Source organism: Echinicola shivajiensis (assembly GCF_018642165.1).
GTDB lineage: Bacteria > Bacteroidota > Bacteroidia > Cytophagales > Cyclobacteriaceae > Echinicola > Echinicola shivajiensis.
The window spans coordinates 207,101-227,042 of record NZ_JAHHZM010000007.1 but is presented as its reverse complement, the minus strand read 5'-3'; the positions used below and the strand labels follow the sequence as shown (position 1 = coordinate 227,042).

At 40.0% G+C, this 19,942-nt stretch carries 20 protein-coding genes; 4 read left to right on the top strand and 16 right to left on the bottom strand.

Annotated features, from left to right (window positions below; all coding sequences use genetic code 11):
* Positions 1 to 39 precede the first annotated feature (39 nt).
* Positions 40 to 1,542: a glycerol kinase GlpK gene (gene glpK, locus KMW37_RS13560; RefSeq protein WP_215225170.1), complete on the bottom strand. Its 1,503-nt coding sequence runs from the start codon at positions 1,540 to 1,542 to the stop codon at positions 40 to 42.
* A 10-nt stretch (positions 1,543 to 1,552) separates the two neighbouring features.
* Positions 1,553 to 3,112: a glycerol-3-phosphate dehydrogenase/oxidase gene (locus KMW37_RS13555; protein WP_215225169.1), complete on the bottom strand. Its 1,560-nt coding sequence runs from the start codon at positions 3,110 to 3,112 to the stop codon at positions 1,553 to 1,555.
* Between the two features lie 121 nt (positions 3,113 to 3,233).
* On the opposite strand from KMW37_RS13555, the gene KMW37_RS13550 reads away from it, so the two are divergent.
* Positions 3,234 to 3,995, top strand: a complete 762-nt coding sequence (locus KMW37_RS13550) for a DeoR/GlpR family DNA-binding transcription regulator (RefSeq protein WP_215225168.1) — start codon at positions 3,234 to 3,236, stop codon at positions 3,993 to 3,995.
* Positions 3,996 to 4,007: 12 nt separating this feature from the next.
* Here the strand turns inward: KMW37_RS13550 and KMW37_RS13545 are convergent, their stop codons facing one another.
* From KMW37_RS13545 to KMW37_RS13535, 3 genes are all read right to left on the bottom strand, one after another.
* Positions 4,008 to 4,382 (bottom strand): co-chaperone GroES, encoded by a 375-nt coding sequence (locus tag KMW37_RS13545; RefSeq protein WP_215225167.1) that lies wholly within the window; start codon positions 4,380 to 4,382, stop codon positions 4,008 to 4,010.
* A gap of 86 nt (positions 4,383 to 4,468) precedes the next feature.
* Positions 4,469 to 6,400 carry a molecular chaperone DnaK gene (gene dnaK, locus KMW37_RS13540; protein WP_215225166.1) on the bottom strand — a complete coding sequence of 644 codons (1,932 nt, stop codon included), beginning with the start codon at positions 6,398 to 6,400 and terminating at the stop codon, positions 4,469 to 4,471.
* A 382-nt stretch (positions 6,401 to 6,782) separates the two neighbouring features.
* Complete coding sequence (locus KMW37_RS13535) at positions 6,783 to 7,112, bottom strand: hypothetical protein (RefSeq protein WP_215225165.1); 330 nt, start codon at positions 7,110 to 7,112, stop codon at positions 6,783 to 6,785.
* Between KMW37_RS13535 and KMW37_RS13530 the strand changes: the two genes are divergently transcribed.
* Positions 7,101 to 7,895 carry an MOSC domain-containing protein gene (locus tag KMW37_RS13530; protein WP_215225164.1) on the top strand — a complete coding sequence of 265 codons (795 nt, stop codon included), beginning with the start codon at positions 7,101 to 7,103 and terminating at the stop codon, positions 7,893 to 7,895. The genes KMW37_RS13535 and KMW37_RS13530 overlap by 12 nt on opposite strands.
* 53 nt (positions 7,896 to 7,948) lie before the next feature.
* On the opposite strand, the gene hemE is transcribed toward KMW37_RS13530, so the two are convergent.
* From hemE to truA, 6 genes are all read right to left on the bottom strand, one after another.
* On the bottom strand, positions 7,949 to 8,998 hold the full coding sequence (gene hemE / locus KMW37_RS13525) for a uroporphyrinogen decarboxylase (RefSeq protein ID WP_215225163.1): 1,050 nt from the start codon (positions 8,996 to 8,998) through the stop codon (positions 7,949 to 7,951).
* Positions 8,999 to 9,119: 121 nt separating this feature from the next.
* Positions 9,120 to 9,632: a hypothetical protein gene (locus KMW37_RS13520; RefSeq protein ID WP_215225162.1), complete on the bottom strand. Its 513-nt coding sequence runs from the start codon at positions 9,630 to 9,632 to the stop codon at positions 9,120 to 9,122.
* Positions 9,633 to 9,757: 125 nt separating this feature from the next.
* Positions 9,758 to 10,276: a hypothetical protein gene (locus KMW37_RS13515; protein ID WP_215225161.1), complete on the bottom strand. Its 519-nt coding sequence runs from the start codon at positions 10,274 to 10,276 to the stop codon at positions 9,758 to 9,760.
* 74 nt (positions 10,277 to 10,350) lie between these two features.
* Entirely contained in the window at positions 10,351 to 10,932 is a 582-nt protein-coding gene (locus KMW37_RS13510; protein WP_215225160.1) for a hypothetical protein, read from the bottom strand.
* Positions 10,933 to 11,012: 80 nt separating this feature from the next.
* Positions 11,013 to 12,785, bottom strand: a complete 1,773-nt coding sequence (locus KMW37_RS13505; RefSeq protein ID WP_215225159.1) for an ABC transporter ATP-binding protein — start codon at positions 12,783 to 12,785, stop codon at positions 11,013 to 11,015.
* Positions 12,786 to 12,798: 13 nt separating this feature from the next.
* Positions 12,799 to 13,554: a tRNA pseudouridine(38-40) synthase TruA gene (gene truA / locus KMW37_RS13500; RefSeq protein ID WP_215225158.1), complete on the bottom strand. Its 756-nt coding sequence runs from the start codon at positions 13,552 to 13,554 to the stop codon at positions 12,799 to 12,801.
* 107 nt (positions 13,555 to 13,661) lie between these two features.
* Between truA and KMW37_RS13495 the strand changes: the two genes are divergently transcribed.
* Positions 13,662 to 14,141 carry a DUF4293 domain-containing protein gene (locus tag KMW37_RS13495; protein WP_215225157.1) on the top strand — a complete coding sequence of 160 codons (480 nt, stop codon included), beginning with the start codon at positions 13,662 to 13,664 and terminating at the stop codon, positions 14,139 to 14,141.
* Positions 14,142 to 14,210: 69 nt separating this feature from the next.
* Here KMW37_RS13495 and KMW37_RS13490 read toward each other — a convergent pair whose 3' ends face one another.
* Genes KMW37_RS13490 through KMW37_RS13480 form a run of 3 tightly spaced genes read right to left on the bottom strand, consistent with a single transcriptional unit; the run spans position 14,211 to position 16,256 of the window.
* Positions 14,211 to 14,969 carry a hypothetical protein gene (locus KMW37_RS13490; RefSeq protein ID WP_215225156.1) on the bottom strand — a complete coding sequence of 253 codons (759 nt, stop codon included), beginning with the start codon at positions 14,967 to 14,969 and terminating at the stop codon, positions 14,211 to 14,213.
* 58 nt (positions 14,970 to 15,027) lie between these two features.
* A complete protein-coding gene (locus KMW37_RS13485) occupies positions 15,028 to 15,729 on the bottom strand; it encodes a hypothetical protein (protein ID WP_215225155.1) in 702 nt (233 codons plus the stop codon).
* Positions 15,726 to 16,256 carry an RNA polymerase sigma factor gene (locus KMW37_RS13480; protein WP_215225154.1) on the bottom strand — a complete coding sequence of 177 codons (531 nt, stop codon included), beginning with the start codon at positions 16,254 to 16,256 and terminating at the stop codon, positions 15,726 to 15,728. Before KMW37_RS13480 ends, KMW37_RS13485 begins: the two co-directional genes overlap by 4 nt.
* Before the next feature lie 280 nt (positions 16,257 to 16,536).
* Here KMW37_RS13480 and KMW37_RS13475 point away from each other — a divergent pair, with 280 nt between their 5' ends.
* The gene (locus KMW37_RS13475; RefSeq protein WP_215225153.1) at positions 16,537 to 17,646 is read left to right on the top strand and encodes a trans-sulfuration enzyme family protein; all 1,110 of its coding nucleotides are present in this window, start codon (positions 16,537 to 16,539) and stop codon (positions 17,644 to 17,646) included.
* Between the two features lie 296 nt (positions 17,647 to 17,942).
* On the opposite strand, the gene KMW37_RS13470 is transcribed toward KMW37_RS13475, so the two are convergent.
* Positions 17,943 to 19,481: a YifB family Mg chelatase-like AAA ATPase gene (locus tag KMW37_RS13470; RefSeq protein WP_215225152.1), complete on the bottom strand. Its 1,539-nt coding sequence runs from the start codon at positions 19,479 to 19,481 to the stop codon at positions 17,943 to 17,945.
* 86 nt (positions 19,482 to 19,567) lie between these two features.
* Positions 19,568 to 19,933, bottom strand: coding sequence for a hypothetical protein (locus KMW37_RS13465; RefSeq protein ID WP_215225151.1), 366 nt, complete (start codon positions 19,931 to 19,933; stop codon positions 19,568 to 19,570).
* Between the last annotated feature and the right edge of the window lie 9 nt (positions 19,934 to 19,942).

Here is a 19,942-nt window from a genome sequence, read left to right as displayed (position 1 = left end):
TTTATCTTAATTATTGAGATGTGTTGAAAAATGAAAGTTTTAGGATTCCTCCCAATTCTTAGTCCGCTCTACTGCTTTATGCCAGAAATGCAATTTCTTAGCCACCTCTTCATTGGCTTTCTGTGGACTGAAGCATGCATCTTCTTCCCATAATTTCTGTAAAGTAGCTTCACTATCCCAATAACCAACTGCTAAACCAGCCAAAAACGCTGCCCCCAAAGCTGTGGTCTCAGTAACCTTGGGCCTTCTAATATCACTTCCAACCAAATCTGCTTGAAATTGCATCAAAAAGTTATTGGCAGACGCTCCCCCATCCACACGCATTTCGATAGTTTTCCCTCCCGCATCTTTTTCCATGGCATTCAGTACATCGTAGACTTGAAAAGCAACAGCTTCTAATGCCGCCCTCGAAAAATGTGCCCGCGTAGTCCCTCTCGTAATACCAAAAAATGCCCCTCTGGCATCTTGATCCCAATATGGAGCGCCCAATCCTGTTAAAGCAGGAACAAAATAAACTCCCCCATTATCCTTCACTTCTTGCGCAAGGGATTCACTTTCTTTTGCGTCACGGATGATTTTTATACCATCCCTCAGCCATTGAATGGCTGCACCTCCAATAAACACACTTCCTTCTAAAGCATATTTAACTTTGCCCTTAATCTCCCAGGCAATTGTAGTCAACAACTGATTATTGGAATTCACTGGTTTTTCACCAGTATTCATTACTAAAAAACAACCTGTACCATAAGTAGTCTTGGCCATCCCGGATTCAGTACATAGTTGCCCAAAAAGTGCTGCCTGCTGATCTCCTGCTATACCAGCTATAGGAATTTTTGCAGACAGAACATCCCCGGCTGTCTCACAATAAACTTCGCTGCATGACTTTACTTCTGGTAATATAGACTCAGGAATATCAAACAAGGCCAACAGTTCTTTATCCCATTTTCTTTCATGGATATTGAACAACATGGTCCTACTGGCATTGGTAATATCTGTAATATGTGTTTTTCCCTTGGTTAACTTCCACACCAACCAGCTATCTACTGTACCAAAACAGACCTTTCCCTGCATGGCTTTTTCTCTAGCTCCTTCTACGTGATCTAATATCCATTTGATCTTAGTTGCTGAAAAATAAGCATCAATGACCAAGCCTGTCTTTGACCTGACCATATCGGAAAGTCCTTTGTTTTTCAATTCATTACAATAAACAGATGTCCTACGATCTTGCCATACAATAGCATTATAGAGCGGCTTACCTGTTTCTCTATCCCATAAAATTGTCGTTTCACGCTGATTGGTAATCCCCATGGCTGCAATTTGCTTCGGAGAAATTTCGGTCTCCGCTACCAACTCCAAAATTACAGAAGCTTGAGAGGTCCAAATTTCTGTTGCGTCATGTTCTACCCAACCTGATTGGGGAAAATACTGTTTAAAATCCTTTTGGGTCATCCCTACTGGCTGGCCTAATTGGTTAAAAAGTATTGCCCTAGAACTGGTAGTTCCTTGATCCAAGGCCAAAATGTACTGATTACTCTGGGTCATGGTTAAATAGTTAAATCATATATTTATTTGCTGTTTTCTTAAAATCTTCCAACTCACTCATTACCCACTCATCACCCTGCTTTAATTCGGCCGCCATTACTTCTGCTACCAAAGGAGCCATTTCATATGCTGCTTTGGCATCCAAAAACAATATCCGCATCCTGCGGGCCAGCACATCCTCTAATTTCATGGCCATCTCCCTCCTTACTGCCCAAACCACTTCCCCGACAGTATAAGGATAGTCCTTGTGAAGAATCTTAGCATATTCGGGTTCATCTTTGATCATTTGCAGGAGTTCCATTGCATCCGAACCATATTGCCTCCAATGCCCTTCCAAAAGGATGGGGCCAAAACCATGTATCCGTTCTTTCCAAGACTCACTTTTCTTTACACTTTTACCGGTTAAGTCTGAAAAACAATCCACTGTATCCTCCCCCATTTTCCTAAATGTAGTCCATTTGCCGCCAGTCAAGGTCACCAAACCAGATGAAGAAATAATCACCTTATGATTTCTTGAAATCTCCTTGGTCTTTGCATTTCCTTCCTTTGGAGCTGCTAATGGCCTCAATCCTGCAAAAACTGCAAGTACATCCTTTCTATTAGGCTTCTTAAGCAAATATAAACCAGCAGTCTGAAGTATAAAATCAATTTCACTGGACAATGCCTCTGGTTCGAGTTTAGTCTTTTTGCGTAAAGTATCTGTTGTACCCACTACCAATTTCCCTAACCAAGGTACCGCAAACAAAACCCTGCCATCACTAGTTTGAGGAATCATCAACGCATCTTCACTCCCTAAAAACTCCATGGGCAAAACCAAATGAACACCTTGGCTTGGCCGGATCATTTTTGGAGCATCCGGCTCATCTAACTTCAAAACCTTATCCGCAAAAACTCCAGTAGCGTTGACCACCATGCGCGCATGCACATCATAACTTTTCTTTTCTAAAACATCTTTTACCCTTACACCATTTATCCTCCCATCACCTGATTTCAATAATGAGGTTACTTTGGCATAATTAAGCACACAACCTCCCAAATCATCACAAGTCTGGGCCACACTTAACGCCAATCTGGCATCATCAAATGCCCCATCATGATAAACCACCCCCCCCAACAGTCCTTCCTGCTTGATAGTAGGTAGGCGTGCTCCCACTTCTTCCTTTGAAATATAAGAGGAATCCCCCAGACTTAACCTACCACTCATCCAATCATAAATTTTCAAGCCTATCATATATTTCAATTTATCCCAATACGAATATATAGGTATAACAAAAGGCTGTACACTTGCCAAGTGTGGCGCATTTTGGAGAATTCTGCCACGTTCACGTAATGCTTCCCATACCAAAAACACGTCCCCTTGAGCCAAATACCTCACTCCGCCATGAACCAATTTCGTACTTCTACTAGAAGTCCCTTTGGCAAAATCATTCCCTTCAAGCAGCAACACGCGAAGGCCTCTGGACAAGGCATCCAAAGCAACTCCCAAGCCTGATGCCCCTCCCCCTATCACCACAATATCCCAAGCCTCTGCAGCTTCCTTTAATTTCCTTATATTTCCTAATCTATCCATAAAAACAACTTAATACCGGAAAAGTAACACAAAAAGAAATAAAAAGAAACAAAAGGATATAAAATAATTAAATACTTGTTAAAACAAATCTTTAGTAATAATTGATTATTTTCGTTCTATCATGACAATAGCAGAAAGACATAAGTTAATATTGGATAAATTGGACCAGGAAGGATATGTGAGCGTATCCGAGCTGAGCAAAAGCATGAAGGTCACTATGGTAACCGTCCGGAAAGATCTCAAAATCCTCGAAGACAAAGGACTCCTCTATCGGACCCATGGAAGTGCCACTCCTGTACCTCCATATGTAAACGATCGGTCTGTAAATGAAAAGCAGCTGGAAAAAGTTGACGAAAAGAAACGAATAGCCCAAAAAGCTGCAGAAATGATTCTTCAGGATGACGCTATCATCATTGGATCTGGGACAACCGTCGTTGCCTTTGCACAAGTTATTCCCAAAAACTTAAGACTGACCGTACTTACAGCAGCCATGAATGTCACCATGTCACTAATAGACCTTCCAGAAGTGGAGGTGGTTCAATTAGGTGGAGTTGTAAGAAAGAGTAGTTCTTCTGTCGTTGGATACTATGCAGAAAACATGATGAAACAGTTTTCCTGCAGTAAACTTTTCCTGGGAGCAGATGGTATCAGCATGGATTATGGACTTAGCACCTCCAATATGATGGAAGCTCACCTAAATGCACAAATGATCAAGTCCGTCCAAAAAACCATTGTACTGGCTGATTCAAGCAAATTCGAAAGAAAAGGCTTTGGGAAAATATGTGATATAGAAGACATCGATGAAGTAATAACTGACAAGGGCACCCCAAGCCACTTTATCAAAAAATTAGAAGAAAAAGGGATCACTGTTACCGTGGTATAAAAAAAGGAGCAATCAAAGCTCCTCTTCTCTTTCCAACATCAATATAGCGTTTTGGGATACTATATAAAACTTCTCTTCTTCATAAATCACCTCATGTGCTCCATTCAATAAAAAAATGGCCAAATCACCTTCTTTCGCCTGCAAAGGAATATATCGAATATTCTCCTCTTTTTCCTTCCATGGCTCATCCTCTTCCACATGCATTGGGATAGGATAACCAGGTCCTGTTTTAATAATATAACCTTGCTGTACCTGCTCCTTTTCCTTTACACCTGGCGGCAGATACAGCCCACTAGAAGTTTTTTCCCCAGCCTTTTTGAGTTTGATCAATACCCGATCTCCCACTACTACCAGTTTTTTCAACTTATTATCTTCAGTTAAGCGCATAACTTCTAAGCTTTGTACTACTTTATAAAAACAAAAGCACCCCGAAAAAATCGAGATGCTTTCTTTATCCTTGATCCCGAAGAAAATTATTTCTTATCTTCTTCGTTTACTTCTTCATAATCTACATCGGAAACACTATCACCAGCGTTCGCACCTGCATCCGCAGTAGCCCCGGCTCCTGCTCCAGCAGCACCTTCAGCACCAGCTCCTTGAGTAGCGTTATACATTTCTGTAGAAGCTGCTTCCCAAGCTTTGTTAAGTTCTTCAATAGCTGGAGTGATGGCTTCCAAATCTTGAGCTTGGTGAGCTGTTTTCAATTTCTCCAATGCACCATTGATATTGGCTTTATTGCCATCAGAAAGCTTATCACCGAACTCCTTCAACTGCTTCTCAGTTTGGAAGACCAAACTGTCAGCTTGGTTAAGCTTTTCGATTTTTTCTTTCTCCTCTTTATCAGAAGCGGCATTAGCCTCAGCTTCTTTTTTCATTCTTTCGATTTCCTCGTCAGAAAGGCCGGAAGAAGCTTCTATTTTGATTTTCTGCTCTTTACCAGTTCCCTTGTCCTTAGCAGATACGTGAAGGATACCGTTAGCATCAATATCGAAAGTCACTTCGATTTGAGGCACTCCTCTTGGTGCTGGCGGGATATCGCTCAACTGGAACCTACCGATACTTCTGTTATCCTTCGCCAATGGTCTTTCACCTTGAAGCACGTGGATATCTACTGCTGGTTGGTTGTCAGCCGCAGTTGAGAAGGTCTCGGACTTCTTAGATGGAATGGTAGTGTTGGCTTCGATCAATTTGGTAAATACTCCTCCCATTGTCTCAATACCCAAAGAAAGAGGAGTTACATCTAGCAACAACACATCTTTCACTTCACCAGTCAATACTCCACCTTGGATCGCAGCACCAATAGCCACTACCTCATCAGGGTTAACACCTTTAGATGGCTTTTTACCGAAGAATTTCTCTACTTCTTCCTGAATTTTAGGGATTCTAGTAGAACCACCTACCAAGATCACTTCGTCAATTTCAGAAGCGGACATTCCTGCATCTGACAAAGCTTTCTTACAAGGCTCCATAGATCTTTTCACCAAGTCTTCAGACAATTGTTCGAACTTAGCTCTTGAAAGATTTCTCACCAAGTGCTTAGGACCAGTCTGCGTAGCTGTAATGTATGGCAAGTTGATTTCAGTAGATGAAGAGCTTGAAAGTTCGATTTTAGCTTTCTCAGCAGCTTCTTTCAATCTCTGAAGGGCCATTGGATCCTGCTTCAAATCAATATCTTCCTCTGCTTTGAATTCATCCGCTAACCAGTTGATGATCACTTGGTCAAAATCATCACCTCCCAAGTGAACATCACCATTGGTAGACTTAACTTCAAATACACCATCACCAAGCTCAAGGATAGAGATATCAAAGGTACCACCACCAAGGTCATACACAGCGATTTTCATGTCCCTGTCTTTCTTGTCCATACCATAAGCTAGGGCAGCTGCGGTAGGTTCGTTGATTATTCTTTTCACATCCAAACCTGCAATCTGGCCAGCTTCCTTGGTAGCATGACGCTCAGCATCGTTAAAGTAAGCTGGAACAGTAATTACCGCTTCAGTTACTTCTTGTCCTAAGAAATCTTCAGCTGTAGACTTCATTTTTTGAAGAATCATAGCTGAAAGCTCCTGAGGAGTATAAGATCTGTCACCAATTTTAATGGCTACAGTGTCATTAGAACCTTTTTCTACTTTATATGAAGCATGCTTTTTCTCATCAGAAACTTCTGAGAATTTTTTACCCATAAACCTTTTCACAGAAGAAATGGTATTCGCCGGGTTGGTGATAGCCTGCCTTTTGGCGGGATCCCCTACTTTTCTTTCTCCGTTTCCATTGTCCAAAAATGCCACAATAGAAGGGGTTGTTCTTCTTCCCTCACTGTTTTGGATTACCACAGGTTCGTTACCTTCCATTACGGCAACGCAAGAGTTAGTGGTTCCCAAGTCTATACCGATAATTTTTCCCATAACTTTTTATATTTCTTTATTGCTGTTTTCTATGTGATTACTCGAAAACATAATTAACAACTCATGTGCCAAGCCCTATTTCTTTCCTTTCTGTGTCAGATTGTCAGCAATCATGACAAACAGCTTAGTTTTCGGTATAAAAATCTGTCAAGCCTATCTGGAATAGCAGACATTGGAATGTTATTTTGTCAAATACACTTTTCCCTGAACCATTTTTTAAAAACTATATCCATCACATTATTCACCAGATTAGTCGCATTTTTTATTAATTATCTCATTTAATGAAGTACTTGGTGCAACCATTTGATGCTTATAAGCATCTATAAAGAGGAAGCCATGAAAAGAATGGTATTTGGCCTTGGAGCCAATGCCGTTAATACTTTTAAACAATAAACTTAAGACACAACTCCTTTATGTCAACAATAACAACTTGACCAATGAATGCTTCACTAAATAAAGAACGAATAAGATGGGCAATTGTCATTTTGATAGGCTTGATAGCTTCTTTGATCATTTCCGAGTGGGAAAAGAAATCCAAAGCTCCCAGCAACTTAAGCCAATCAGTAAATCCTCGCACTATAGGCGAATTGAAGCAACCTTTGGAACAAATATTTCTCCCTTCCTTTTCTCCAAAAAAGAAAAAACAAATCGGGCATTTATTTTTCTGATTATCGTCTAACTTAGCTGGCAAAAGCCATTTATGAAGATCCAAGACATTTATATCTACCCCATCAAGTCATTGGGAGGAATTAGATTGCAGGAAGCAGAAGTCCAAACCAAAGGCTTAAAATGGGATCGTAGATGGATGCTGGTGGACGAACATGGTATTTTCCTCAGCCAACGCAGCCTGCATCACATGGCATTGTTACAGGTGGATATCGAGACCGATGGTCTCAAAGTATTTCTTAAAAACAAACCTGACAACAATATATACATTCCCTTTGAACCCGAGACAAAGGATTTCATCCAAGTTCAGGTCTGGGAGGACAGGCTATTGGGCCAAATTGTCAGCCCAATAGCCAACCAATGGTTTTCCGAGATCTTGAACATCAATTGCCAACTGATCTTTATGCCTGAAAGCAGCCTTCGGCCGGTAGAAGAAAAATATACAGTCAATAATGAAACTGTCAGCTTTGCAGATGCTATGCCTTACCTTTTGATCGGTCAAGGCTCTCTAGATGAACTGAACTCAAGATTAGATAATCCAGTTCCAATGGAGCGGTTCAGGCCTAACCTAGTATTCAGTGGTGGAGCCGCTTTTCAGGAGGATCAATGGACGCATATTCAAATTGGAGATTGCAGCTTTAAGGTTACCAAACCCTGTGCTAGATGTGTACTGACCACTGTAGACCAAAATACTGGCATAAAGGGAAAAGAACCTCTAAAGACCTTATCCACCTATAGACGTAAAGACAATAAGGTACTGTTTGGACAAAACCTTATTTCCTTAAAAAATGGAACGGTGAAGGTAGGAGACAAACTAATTATCAAATAAAAAAGCCTCCACTAGTTGGTGAAGGCTTTGTGTTTTTCAGCTTTCTAAATCCTTTAGACCTTTTCTGCTCTCAGTTGAGCACTGTACTCCTTTACGGTATTGATAAATACTTTTACTTTCGCAGGGTCAATATCGGGATAAACACCATGACCCAAATTGGCTATATGCCTTCCAGTTCCAAATTGATCCAACATCCTTTTGGTAGCAGCTTCCACCTCAGCATCTGAGCCATACAAAGCAGCAGGATCCAAATTACCCTGAAGGGTTTTATCTGGACCTATCAATCTCCTTGACTCTTCAATTCCCATATTCCAATCCAGGCCAATAGTTTCGCAATTTAGCTTGGCCATTTCTTCTCGGGCAAAGAACGCTCCTTTTGCAAATACAGTCACAGGAACCTCAGTGATGGCATCACAAATAGCTGAAATATATTTTAGGGAATATTTCTGATAATGGTCAGGAGGAAGAATTCCGGCCCAACTGTCAAAGACCTGTACAATATCGGCACCAGCAGCAATCTGCGCTTTAAGGTAATTGATGGTTGACTTGGTGATCATATCCAATAGCGTCTCCGCCAAATCTGGATCTTGATAAAGCATGGCCCTGGACTTAGAAAAAGTCTTGCTACCTGAGCCTTCCACCATATAGGCAAAAATGGTCCACGGCGCACCTGCAAATCCAATCAACGGCACTCGACCATTCAAGGCTTTTTTGGTGATTTTTATGGCTTCAATAACATAACTAAGATCATCCACCCCATCTGCAATTCGCAGCTTTTTCAGATCAGCAGCAGAAGAAACTGTATTTGGGAATTTAGGTCCACGCTTTTCAATCATCTCATATGGCAGCCCCATAGCTTCTGGGATCACCAAAATATCTGAGAAAATTATGGCTGCATCCACCCCTAATAAATCCACCGGTTGAATAGTCACTTCAGCTGCCAGCTCAGGGGTCTGGGCCAATTCAATAAAGCCACTCACACTACTCCTTACTTCACGGTACTCCGGCAAAATCCTTCCAGCCTGTCTCATCAACCAAACTGGTGTTCTCTCTACTTGCTCCCCGCGGGCAGCTCTTAATAACAAGTCATTTTTAAATTGCATGGCACAAAGATAGTTGATGAAAAGAAATTATACGAACCCTTCCTGTCAATTGGATGGGCAGAAATAGAAAAAGCCGTTAAGATTTCAATCTCAACGGCTTCAAACATTTCTTTATTTAACTCTATTTCTTTTTAAAATCTTCTTCAGTAATTCCAAAGTGCTTCATTGTTGCCTCATAATCCGAGAAATCCATTCTGGCATCCACCAAATCGGCAGGAATGATTACGCCTCTAAAGGTCAAACCATCAGTCCAATAAGGATCCAGTTGAGTAAAATCAATTGCCCCATCCATAAATATGCTGAAATCAACAGGAGTATAATCAAAGTTATACACTAAAATTCCCTCATTGAAATAAAAGGTCTGTGGAAGCAGTCTCCAAGCAAAACTATCTTCATAAACTGGAGAAGCCTCTTCCATATAAACCAACAATGCATCACCATCCACTAGAGGCTCTGTAAATTCAAATAATTCAGCAAAAGCATTCTCATCGTTAAAATCAATAACCACCTCAAATGCCTCTCCCACAATTAATCCTCCATCTACACCTGGAGGTCCCTGAGGTCCTTCTGGGCCTTCACAGCCTTGAAAAATCATGGCTGAAGCTACAAACAATGCTAATAATATTTTTTTCATAGTTGAGATAGTTTACACTTCTTATCAATTCCTATCAGGACTCAAAGGAAGAATATTTTTTCAAATATCCAAAATGCCCTAATTATTTAACAATAACTAAAACCGTACCAGTTTTATTGTATTCTTTAGTTAGCTTTTCTTAACGGAGCTATTACCTGAACATGATCTTCTGACAATAATTTATCAATAAATAGCTCTTGAAGTCCCCATCCATTGTCGGCCGCAAATTCCCTTAACTCATCCTTGACCGTTTCGGGTCTAGGCATCACTAATTTATTCACCTTAAGGTCTGCGACCAATACTTGATCTGCTTCAATAGTCTTCTCCTCCCAATCCTTTCCGAGTTTATCATCCAAGCGATCTAAGCCCACAAAAACTTTCATCGTATCCAATTTCCCCGCAGGCTCTATATAATAGATGGTATGCATTACTCCCTCCGGATTAGCCTCCTTCAACCTTTCCACTTGCTCAAAAGTTTTCTTCAGCAATTCATCTTGTGGGGTCCCCCTATAGGTTAAACCATATAATTTGAAGGTTCCTATGGACTGTTTTTGTATTGGGATTTTTTCAAATCCACCCAAATAAGAGAAAGCTCCTACTCCCAGCAAACCTATTACCACAATGATAATCGCCGCCTTTTTCATAATCAAGTCATTAATTTATAAGGTCACCAATCGCAGGGACTTAAACTTTATTCTTTTCTCTTTAATCTTTACTCCTAAAAAAGATACCTAACACCTAAGCCTCCTTGCATTTTAATATGGCCTGGCCTGTCCACAATCTCCATCATCAAACCAATTTCCGCAAATACAGTAATCGGCAATTCTTCTAAATAATACTCTCCTCCTCCAAACACTTCTGGACCAAAATCCACGTTATTTCTATTCTCATACCTAAGGATATTGGCATCAGGTGTTTCATAGTAGGCATATTCTACAGACATACTTCTCAGCTGAAGCCCGGCCCCACCATAAGCCAATAGTTTGCCTTCTGTAATATCAAACTCTGATGTAACATCCTCATGATATGCTACACGACCATTTAAAGAAAGTCCTCCCCCTGAACTATGGTTAACATAAAAAGATCCTGGAGCAGGTTTATTATTATCAAATACTCGTCTGTAATACGATGAGCTATTGGAACTCCCCCTACCGATCATGGCTTCCAGAGATATTTTTTCTTCAATAAAAGTTTTGTAAGTAATACTTAAAGGCTCACCCAATCTCAAACCGATAGATTGTTCTTGAGCAAAGGCCATAACAGGCAAGCTAAAGATGACCAATAGCAATAATCTTTTCATAATAGTGTAAGTGTATTTTAATTCAAACGGTGCAAAATTAATTCCTATTCATCAATAACTGATCAACAGGCCCCCATATTTTAGCTGACCATGGATTTTAATTGCATCTGGTGCAACTGTGCATAATAGCCTTCCTTCTCAAGCAAGGACTCGTGAGTTCCCATTTCCTTGATTTCCCCTTTATGCAAAACAATGATATTATTCGCTTTTTGTATGGTAGACAGCCTATGGGCAATGACGATGGAGGTCCTACCCTTCATCATCTTGTCAATGGCATTTTGGATCAGCTCTTCGGTTTCTGTATCCACTGAAGAGGTCGCTTCATCCAAGATTATAATCTCAGGATTGTATACCATGGCACGAACAAATGAAATCAATTGTCGTTGACCTACAGAAAGGGTGGCGCCACGTTCCATGACATTATAATCCAATCCTCCAGGTAAACGCTCAATAAATTTTCGGGCTCCTACCAACTCTGCAGCCTCCATTACCTGTTCTCGAGTAATATCCTCATTGCCCAAAGTAATATTATAGTAAATAGTATCAGAAAAAAGGAACACATCCTGTAACACTACGCCTATATGCTTTCTTAATGTTCCCAATTCATATTCCTTGATATCTGTCCCATCCACTTTAATTGCCCCCTTGTTGATATCATAAAAACGACTTATAAGGTTAATAATGGAGGATTTACCTGCACCAGTAGCACCTACCAAAGCAACAGTTTCTCCATGTTTCACCTTAAAATTGATATCCTTAAGCACCCATTCTTCATCATTATAGGCGAACCAGACCTTTTCCAATTCGATATTACCTTTGATCTTTTCTGGAACCAGTTTCCCTTCATTTGGGATATTCTCATCACTCTCCAATAACTTGAATATCCTAGAGGCACTCACCACACCCATTTGCAGCGTATTGAAACGATCTGCCAACATTCTAATTGGTCGGAAAAACAATTGAAGGTACATAATGAAAGAAATCAACACCCCCACTTTAAGGTCCAAGCCAAAAACACCGGTGGCACCATACCATACCACCAGGCCTATTCCTACGGCTTGGATAATCTCAGCTACAGGATAATAAATAGCATAATATAATACAGACTTAACATGCGCTTTTTTGTGCTCCGTGTTGATCTCCTTAAACTTCCTGTACTCCTCGTTCTCACGATTGAAAATCTGAACTATATTCATTCCCGTAATATGTTCCTGTAGAAATGAATTGAGATTCGAAACAGCATTTCTCACCTCATTAAAGGCTACTTTTACCTTTTCCTTAAATACATAAGTAGATATGATCAGCAAAGGCAAAGTACTTAAACTCACCAAGGTCAATTTCCAGTCAACCCAGAACATCACACCCAAAATGGTAAACAATTGTAACAAGTCTCCAATTATAGCTGCAAGCCCTTCACTAAAAACATTGGAAAGCGTTTCTATATCAGAAATGTTCCTGGTAACTAGTCGACCTATAGGCGTATTATCAAAAAACTTCAAGCGCATTTTCAACAAATGCTTATAAAGTTTGACCCTAATATCTCTTATGATCACCTGGCCCAACCATCCTGAAAGATAGGTATGGGCAAATTGCACCACTGCTTGTAACACCAATAAACCCACCAGAATCATAATGATGAACATCAGCCCTTCTTGGTCCCCATACGCCACATAATTATCTATGGCTTTTTGGATAAAAAGAGGCCTGGTAGGTGCCAGTGCTGCCAAAGCAACGGTCAGGAAGATCAAAAAGAAAAACCTACCCCTATAGGGAGACACAAACCTATATAATTTACGGAGCTCTTGCGTGTCAATAATATCCCCGCTTTTTACATTTTCCTTGTCTAGACTCAAAATCTATTGCTGTTTATATAAATATTTCCTCAGGGTAAATCACACTGCTCAGAAATAATCCTCTGGCTGGCGCAGCAGCACCGGCCTTACCCCGACTTTTACTTTCTAAAATTGATTGAAACCCTTTCTTATCCATCTTTCCTGTACCTACTTCCACTAAGGTACCCACTATTGCCCGTACCATTCCCCTCAAAAAACGATTTGCCGTTATATGAAAAATCAAATGTTGGTCTTTTTGTTCCCAATAAGCCGTTTTTATTTCACATTCAAAATGGTTTACTTCTGTCTTCACCTTGCTGAAGCACTCAAAATCCCTATGGCTCAATAATAATTCGGCCGCTGAATTCATCACCTCCACATCCAGTGGGTAATAACATTGCCAGGATAACTCTTCTTCAAACGGATTTTTTCGCAAAGAGATATAGTATTCATAACTTCTCCAGACAGCATCAAAGCGAGCATGGGCTTCAGGCTTCACTTCCCTTAAGTCATAAATACTGATATCCTTGGGCAAAACAGCATTGACTTTCTTTAGAAAAGTCCGCTTATCCAAAATCTCCTCAAAATCAAAATGTAAATATTGCTGCTTTCCATGTACTCCTGTATCTGTTCTACCACTGCCCATGGTATCTACCTTGCTTCGCAAAATAGTAGCAAGCGCCTTATCTATTTCCTCTTGAACGGTAACGGCATTGGGCTGAACCTGCCATCCGTGATAATGGGTTCCCTTATAGGCTACTTCCAGAAAATACCTTTTTTGTGCTTTCATGAATCCACAAAGATACTATTCCCAATGAATATAATTTGGGAAATGAATGATTCCTTGCTAATATTCAAATTACCCTGTTTCTTTGTCAAAAGTTTTAAAATTTAATAATGATACAGCGAATTCAAACTATCTTCCTATTTCTTGTGGCTGTCGCCATGCTTTTAGTTACTTACTTCCCTATTTGGACCCAAGTAAATGTGGACCAAACTGAAAGCCTAAAATTAACAGCCTGGTCAATGACCCATATGGATGTGACCAACGATACCTTAATTGAAGAAACTGGCACTTACTATATTGGAGCACTGGCTATTCTTGCTGCCTTAGTAGCCCTTTACAGCCTTAGCCAGTTTAAGACCAGAACAAAACAGATGTTCCTAAATATGATCAACTCCTTGGTAATGGTCATTAACTTAGGTATCATCGTATACATTACTTATAGCTACAATTTAGATTTTAACCCTATGGCCAGTGGAGCCTTTATGTTGGGGTTTTATACCATTATTGTAGCGATGATCTTCAATATTGTGGCCAATAGGTTTATCAGAAAAGACGAATTATTGGTCAAATCAGTAGACAGAATTCGTTAGGCAATTACAGCTTAAAAACACAAAAGGCTAACCAATGAGTTAGCCTTTTGTGTTTTATGAATTCGCTATTTACCAAAACCGCACTCCAATAGTTGGGTAAACGGTTTTCAAATCATCTGTGGCCACTACTCCCGCCTGGATATAAAGGTGTTTGCTCAATCTATGTCTGTAAACAGCCCTCAAGGTTGTTCCTTGAAACAGTTTATAACTTCCCTGATTCAATAATATCCCCAACTGAACAGTCTGGTCATTATTTACAATGGCCCGCCCTTTATTCCAAGAAAACTCAGCATTCAAAAACCAATTACTGTTCACTTCTAAGTCTCCAGCCTCCCTATCAGGAAAATAAACAGTATTGGTAATGGAAGCGCCCAAACTGTAACCTGGCAAATTCAGATGTGCCCTAAAGCCTACCTCAGGGGTAAAATATCCCGCAGTAAAATCTATCCCCACTGGAATCCCCAATTCGATACTCTCTAAATGTCGGACATAGTTCCGGTCAATTTTATTCTTCACATTATCCAAACTCGTTGGGGCGAAATTATTGGCCAACCTAAATGCTTTGGTTTCGAACTCGGGGAATCTAGTAGCCCTTTTCATCAAGGGTTCCAACTCTGTTTTCAACTCCTCTGTGGAGAATTCACTTTCGTTGTAGTAGAACAAAACCTTTCCTTCGTTGGGCAAGCTGAACTGCAAAGTATCAGTAATCGGCCAATCTTTATCCAACCATTTCTGTTGGCTATTGGAAAGTGTATTCTCTATCTCTTGGGCCAAAACTGAAGACATAAAAATCCCCATTAGCATGGCCAATAAACCTGCCTTTTTCATTTTATCTAATGTTTTTTTGATGATTAATTCATTTAGTTGGAAACCAAAAAAGTCAATTTCACTGCCCATTAGAAAATCTCAAAACAAATTTCCCAGGACTTCTCTTTGCCTTACTCAGCTCACTTTCCGTATCCATCAGTTTGTTTTTAGCCGAGTAAGCTGTATTGATTTTGATCTTATCATTAATACCCCACGAAACAGTTACCTCATGAAAACTTTTCTCATCCCTTTTTTCTACTGGGGCATGCGCTAACTCTTTAGGCGCATTTACTGACTCCCCCATAATAAATACTGGCATGGATAACTCAGGGACTTCTATTTCATCCAAGGCAATATTATCCTTTGGAATAAAACTTTCATTGGGTATTTCCTGAACCACTTTTTTCTGAACAGGCCTTGCTTCGGCAATTTCCTGTTCACTTATTTCAGGCACCTCCCAAGGTATTTCAATTTTAGAATAAGTATTCGTCAAAAGATATTCCTGCTCATGGAAAGAAGAATCCGTTTCAACTGCCATGAAAAGTAGGTAAGCTATAACCATAGCAATGAAAATCGCAGCAGCCCCTTTCCAATAATAAAGCACGGACCTATGATTATCCAGTACTTCCTCGATACCTTGCCAAGCCTCCTGTTTGGGAGCAGTTAAAGGTAAATGTCTCAATTCTCTGGACAATTGCTTTTCCAAGCTCCTTTCGCTTTCCAGTTTATCCCAAAAATTCTTATTGGGCTGATATTCCGGTAAATCAAAATTTTCCTTCATGCCTTTAAGACTTGGTTCAAACTCTCTCTCAATAACTTCTTAGCATAAAACAGCTGAGATTTAGAAGTACTTTCCGAAATAGACAGCAGTTGAGCGCATTCTGCATGCTTATAGCCTTCCACCTCTACCAAGAGAAACACACTTCGACATCCTAAGGGCAATTTTCTAATGGCATGGTCCAACATTTCTCCATCTATCCATCCATTTATTCCCCCTTGATCAGAAAATGATTCCACTTGATCCAGTGAAGTGAAATACATCCTCTTTTTCACCATATGTATCGCTTTTCTCACTGCTATCTTTTTCATCCATGCTCCCAAAGTGCTTTCTGCCCTAAAATGTTTTATGCCTTTAAAAATCTCTATAAAGGATTCTTGTAGGGCATCATGTGCCTCAGCCTCATCATCCAAAATTCTATAAACCGTGGAATACAAGGCTACCTTATATCTCTCGAAGAGCTCAAACTGAGCTTTTCGATCCTGCCTGACACAGGCTGCAATAAGATCTTTTTCAAAAATTGACTTCATTTTGATCGGTTTCCACTATAAAGAGGCGATTAGGAGCCAAATGGTTGGAAAGACGTGGATTTTTTCTTCTATCCAATTTATAAAATTTCTAATGCATTGACACTTTCTCCTACCTGTCCTTATGTGCTCAAGATCAACACTTCAAGGTATATCAAAGAATATCTCTCATTACGGTTAATTGAGATAATCTCAAACAAATTTCCTGAATAGTTAGCTGCTAACAGCAGAATTTTATCCCAGTCTGGCCCAAATTCTTTAATTTTATTAAAAATAGACAATCATGAAGTTCGAGACCATAGCTATCCATGGAGGAAATTTGATTACGGACAGTCACAAACCGGTAGTCCAACCAATCACATTGTCCACCACATTTGAGCACCAAAAAGATTCTCTAATATATTCCCGATCCAACAATCCCAATAGAATGGCCCTAGAAAGCTTACTGGCCAAACTTGAAATGGGAAAATCTGCAGCAGCTTTTTCCTCAGGCAATGCTGCTGGTATGGCGGTTTTTCAGGCTTTACCTCATGGAAGCCATGTCATCGCCCCTACGGACATGTACCATGGTCTCAAAAAACAGTTGGTAGAAATATTCCATGACAAGTTAGAGGTAACCTTCATCGATCTAAGTAACACACAAAAACTCAAAAAATGTCTGCAACCCAATACCAAATTACTTTGGATTGAGAGCCCTTCAAATCCCTTATTAAAAATCAGTGATATCAAGACCCTATGTACCCTTGCAAAGGAAAATGATATCATCTCTATTTGTGACAACACCTTCGCCACACCTGTATTCCAAAATCCATTAAAACTTGGTGCAGATATGGTAATGCACAGCGCTACCAAATATTTTGGAGGACATAGTGATATTCTTGGAGGAGTTTTGATTACTAAGGAAGAAAATAGTTTTTGGAACCAAATACTTAATGTTCAAAAAACAGGGGGAGCAGTACCTTCTCCTTTTGACTGTTATTACTTAACTAGAAGTATAAAAACATTGGCCTACCGAATGAAGGGCCATGCAGAACATGCCGGAGTTATTGCCACTTTCCTGGATCAGCACCCACAGGTAGAAAAAGTCTTTTACCCTGGATTAACCCATCATCCCGGACATCAAACAGCAGCAAAACAAATGACAGGATTTGGAGGTATCCTTTCTTTCTTAATAAAAGGCGGGCCAGACAATGCCGATAATTTTATATCAAATCTTAAATTCTTTAGTAACGCTACCAGCTTGGGTGGTGTGGAAAGTCTAATAGAAAGAAGGGCTGCAGTAGAAGGGCCTGACACCAAAACCCCACAAAACCTTATTCGGGTATCTGTCGGCTTAGAACATTTAGATGATCTTTTGGAAGACATGGAACAGGCTTTTAAAAAAATCAATTGACTACTTAAAAAAACAAAAGCCATCCGCCTAGGCGGATGGCTTTTTTCTTTAACTGACTTTTTAAAGAAAAAGTGTGTTGAATTAGTTGGATTGTATTAATAAGGGTGACAACAACTTTGTCTGCAAATAAAAGCATTTCATACTTATTTGCAAAACTTAATAATAATTAAAGTACAATAATTTTATAAGAATATTTCAATACTGCTTTTTCAAAATACAAATACCGGAAATAATATATCACTTTTCTAATTACATAATTATTCAAATTTAGCTCAAAACTTACTAAAAATTTTGTTTTAACCCGCCCATCCTTCACGATCCAAACTTCTGTACTGAATAGCCTCGGCCAAATGCTCAACTCTTATCTGTTCACTTCCTGACAAATCTGCTATGGTTCTCGCTACTTTTAGAATTCTATCATAAGCGCGTGCCGACAATCCCAACCTTTCCATAGCAGTTTTCAACAGCTTTTTCCCCCCTTCATTAATTTGACATACTTCTTTAACCAAATGTGATGGCATCATGGCATTACAGTAAATATCCTTATGTTCTTCAAACCGTTTTACTTGCATTTCCCTGCCTGCAATTACCCTTTTCCTGATAGAAGAACTATCCTCTGCCTTTCTCATTGAGGTCATCTCTTCGAATTTGACAGGCGTCACTTCCACATGCAGATCAATCCTATCCAATAATGGACCACTTACCTTATTCAAATATCGCTGAACTACCCCAGGTGCACACACACACTCCTTATCTGGATGATTGTAGTATCCGCAGGGACATGGATTCATGCTGGCAATCAACATAAAATTAGCAGGATAATCTACCGACACTCTTGCCCTACTGATGGTTACCCTGCGTTCCTCAAGCGGTTGGCGCATTACCTCTAACACAGTCCTTTTGAACTCAGGCAATTCATCTAAAAACAATACTCCATTATGTGACAGGGAAATCTCTCCAGGCTGGGGATTCCCTCCTCCACCTACCAATGCCACATCACTAATGGTATGATGAGGAGAACGAAAAGGTCTTTGTGCAATAAGAGTAGCTTCATTCCCCAGTTTTCCAGCAACAGAATGAATCTTGGTAGTTTCCAAAGCTTCCTGCAAGGTCAAAGGGGGCAAAATAGAAGGCAGTCTTTTGGCTAACATGGTTTTGCCCGCACCTGGAGGACCTATCATCACCACATTATGACCACCTGCCGCTGCTATTTCCATGGCTCTTTTAATATTCTCCTGCCCCTGAACATCTGCGAAATCAAATTCATAATCTTCCAGACTATGGTAAAAAATATCCCGCGTATCAGTTACCAAGGGTTCTATATCCAATTCCCCTTCCAAAAAACCAATGGCTTGCTCCAAAGTTTCCACTCCTATTACATCCAGGTTATTGACTATGGACGCTTCCGAGGCATTCATTTTTGGAAGTATCACTCCTTTAAAGCCCGATCTTCTAGCCTCTATCGCGATGGGCAAGACGCCCTTGATTGGCCTCAATTGACCATCTAGGGATAATTCGCCCATGATGACATATTGCTCCAACTCCGGAAAACCAACCTGCTCAGACGCCTTTAATATCCCCATAGCAATGGGAAGATCATAAGCAGACCCTTCCTTTCGGATATCTGCTGGTGCCAAATTGACAACTACCTTTTGCCTGGGCATCCTATAGCCAAAATATTTCAGGGCTGACTCCACCCTTTGCTGGCTTTCCTTGACTGCACTGTCAGGCAGTCCGACCATATAAAAACTTGTTCCCTGACCTACATTTACTTCAATCGTAATCAGCTTGGCATCGACTCCGGACACCGTGCTTCCAAAAGTTTTAGCTACCATTTATAATGTATTCTTATAACAAAAAAGGAAATCTCCAGTCGAGATTTCCTAATATACTAATTATTATACTAGTGTTTTACTTTCTACTATTTGATGTTTTGCCGAGGTTTGATCACTGATGAATCCTTATCATCCTCTGAAACATTAATATTCTCATCACTTAGCCTTGATTTCCTGCCCTGCTCAATATCATAAAGCTTAGCCTTCAAACTATTATTTTCGGTTTCCATCTTCATGATCTTCTTGTTGAGCCCGTTGGCATACATCCCTTGAAACAACCAAGCCAATAAATACATCACAAATCCAACCAACAGCCAGGCCACCACCTTTCCAGCAGTAAGTTCCTCAATATTGAAACCATTCTTTACACTATCAAACGCCAAAAAGAAGACCAATGCAACTCCGAAAAATAGCGCTACCAAAAGCTGAAATATGCTTGTTATTTTTTTCATATGTTTAAA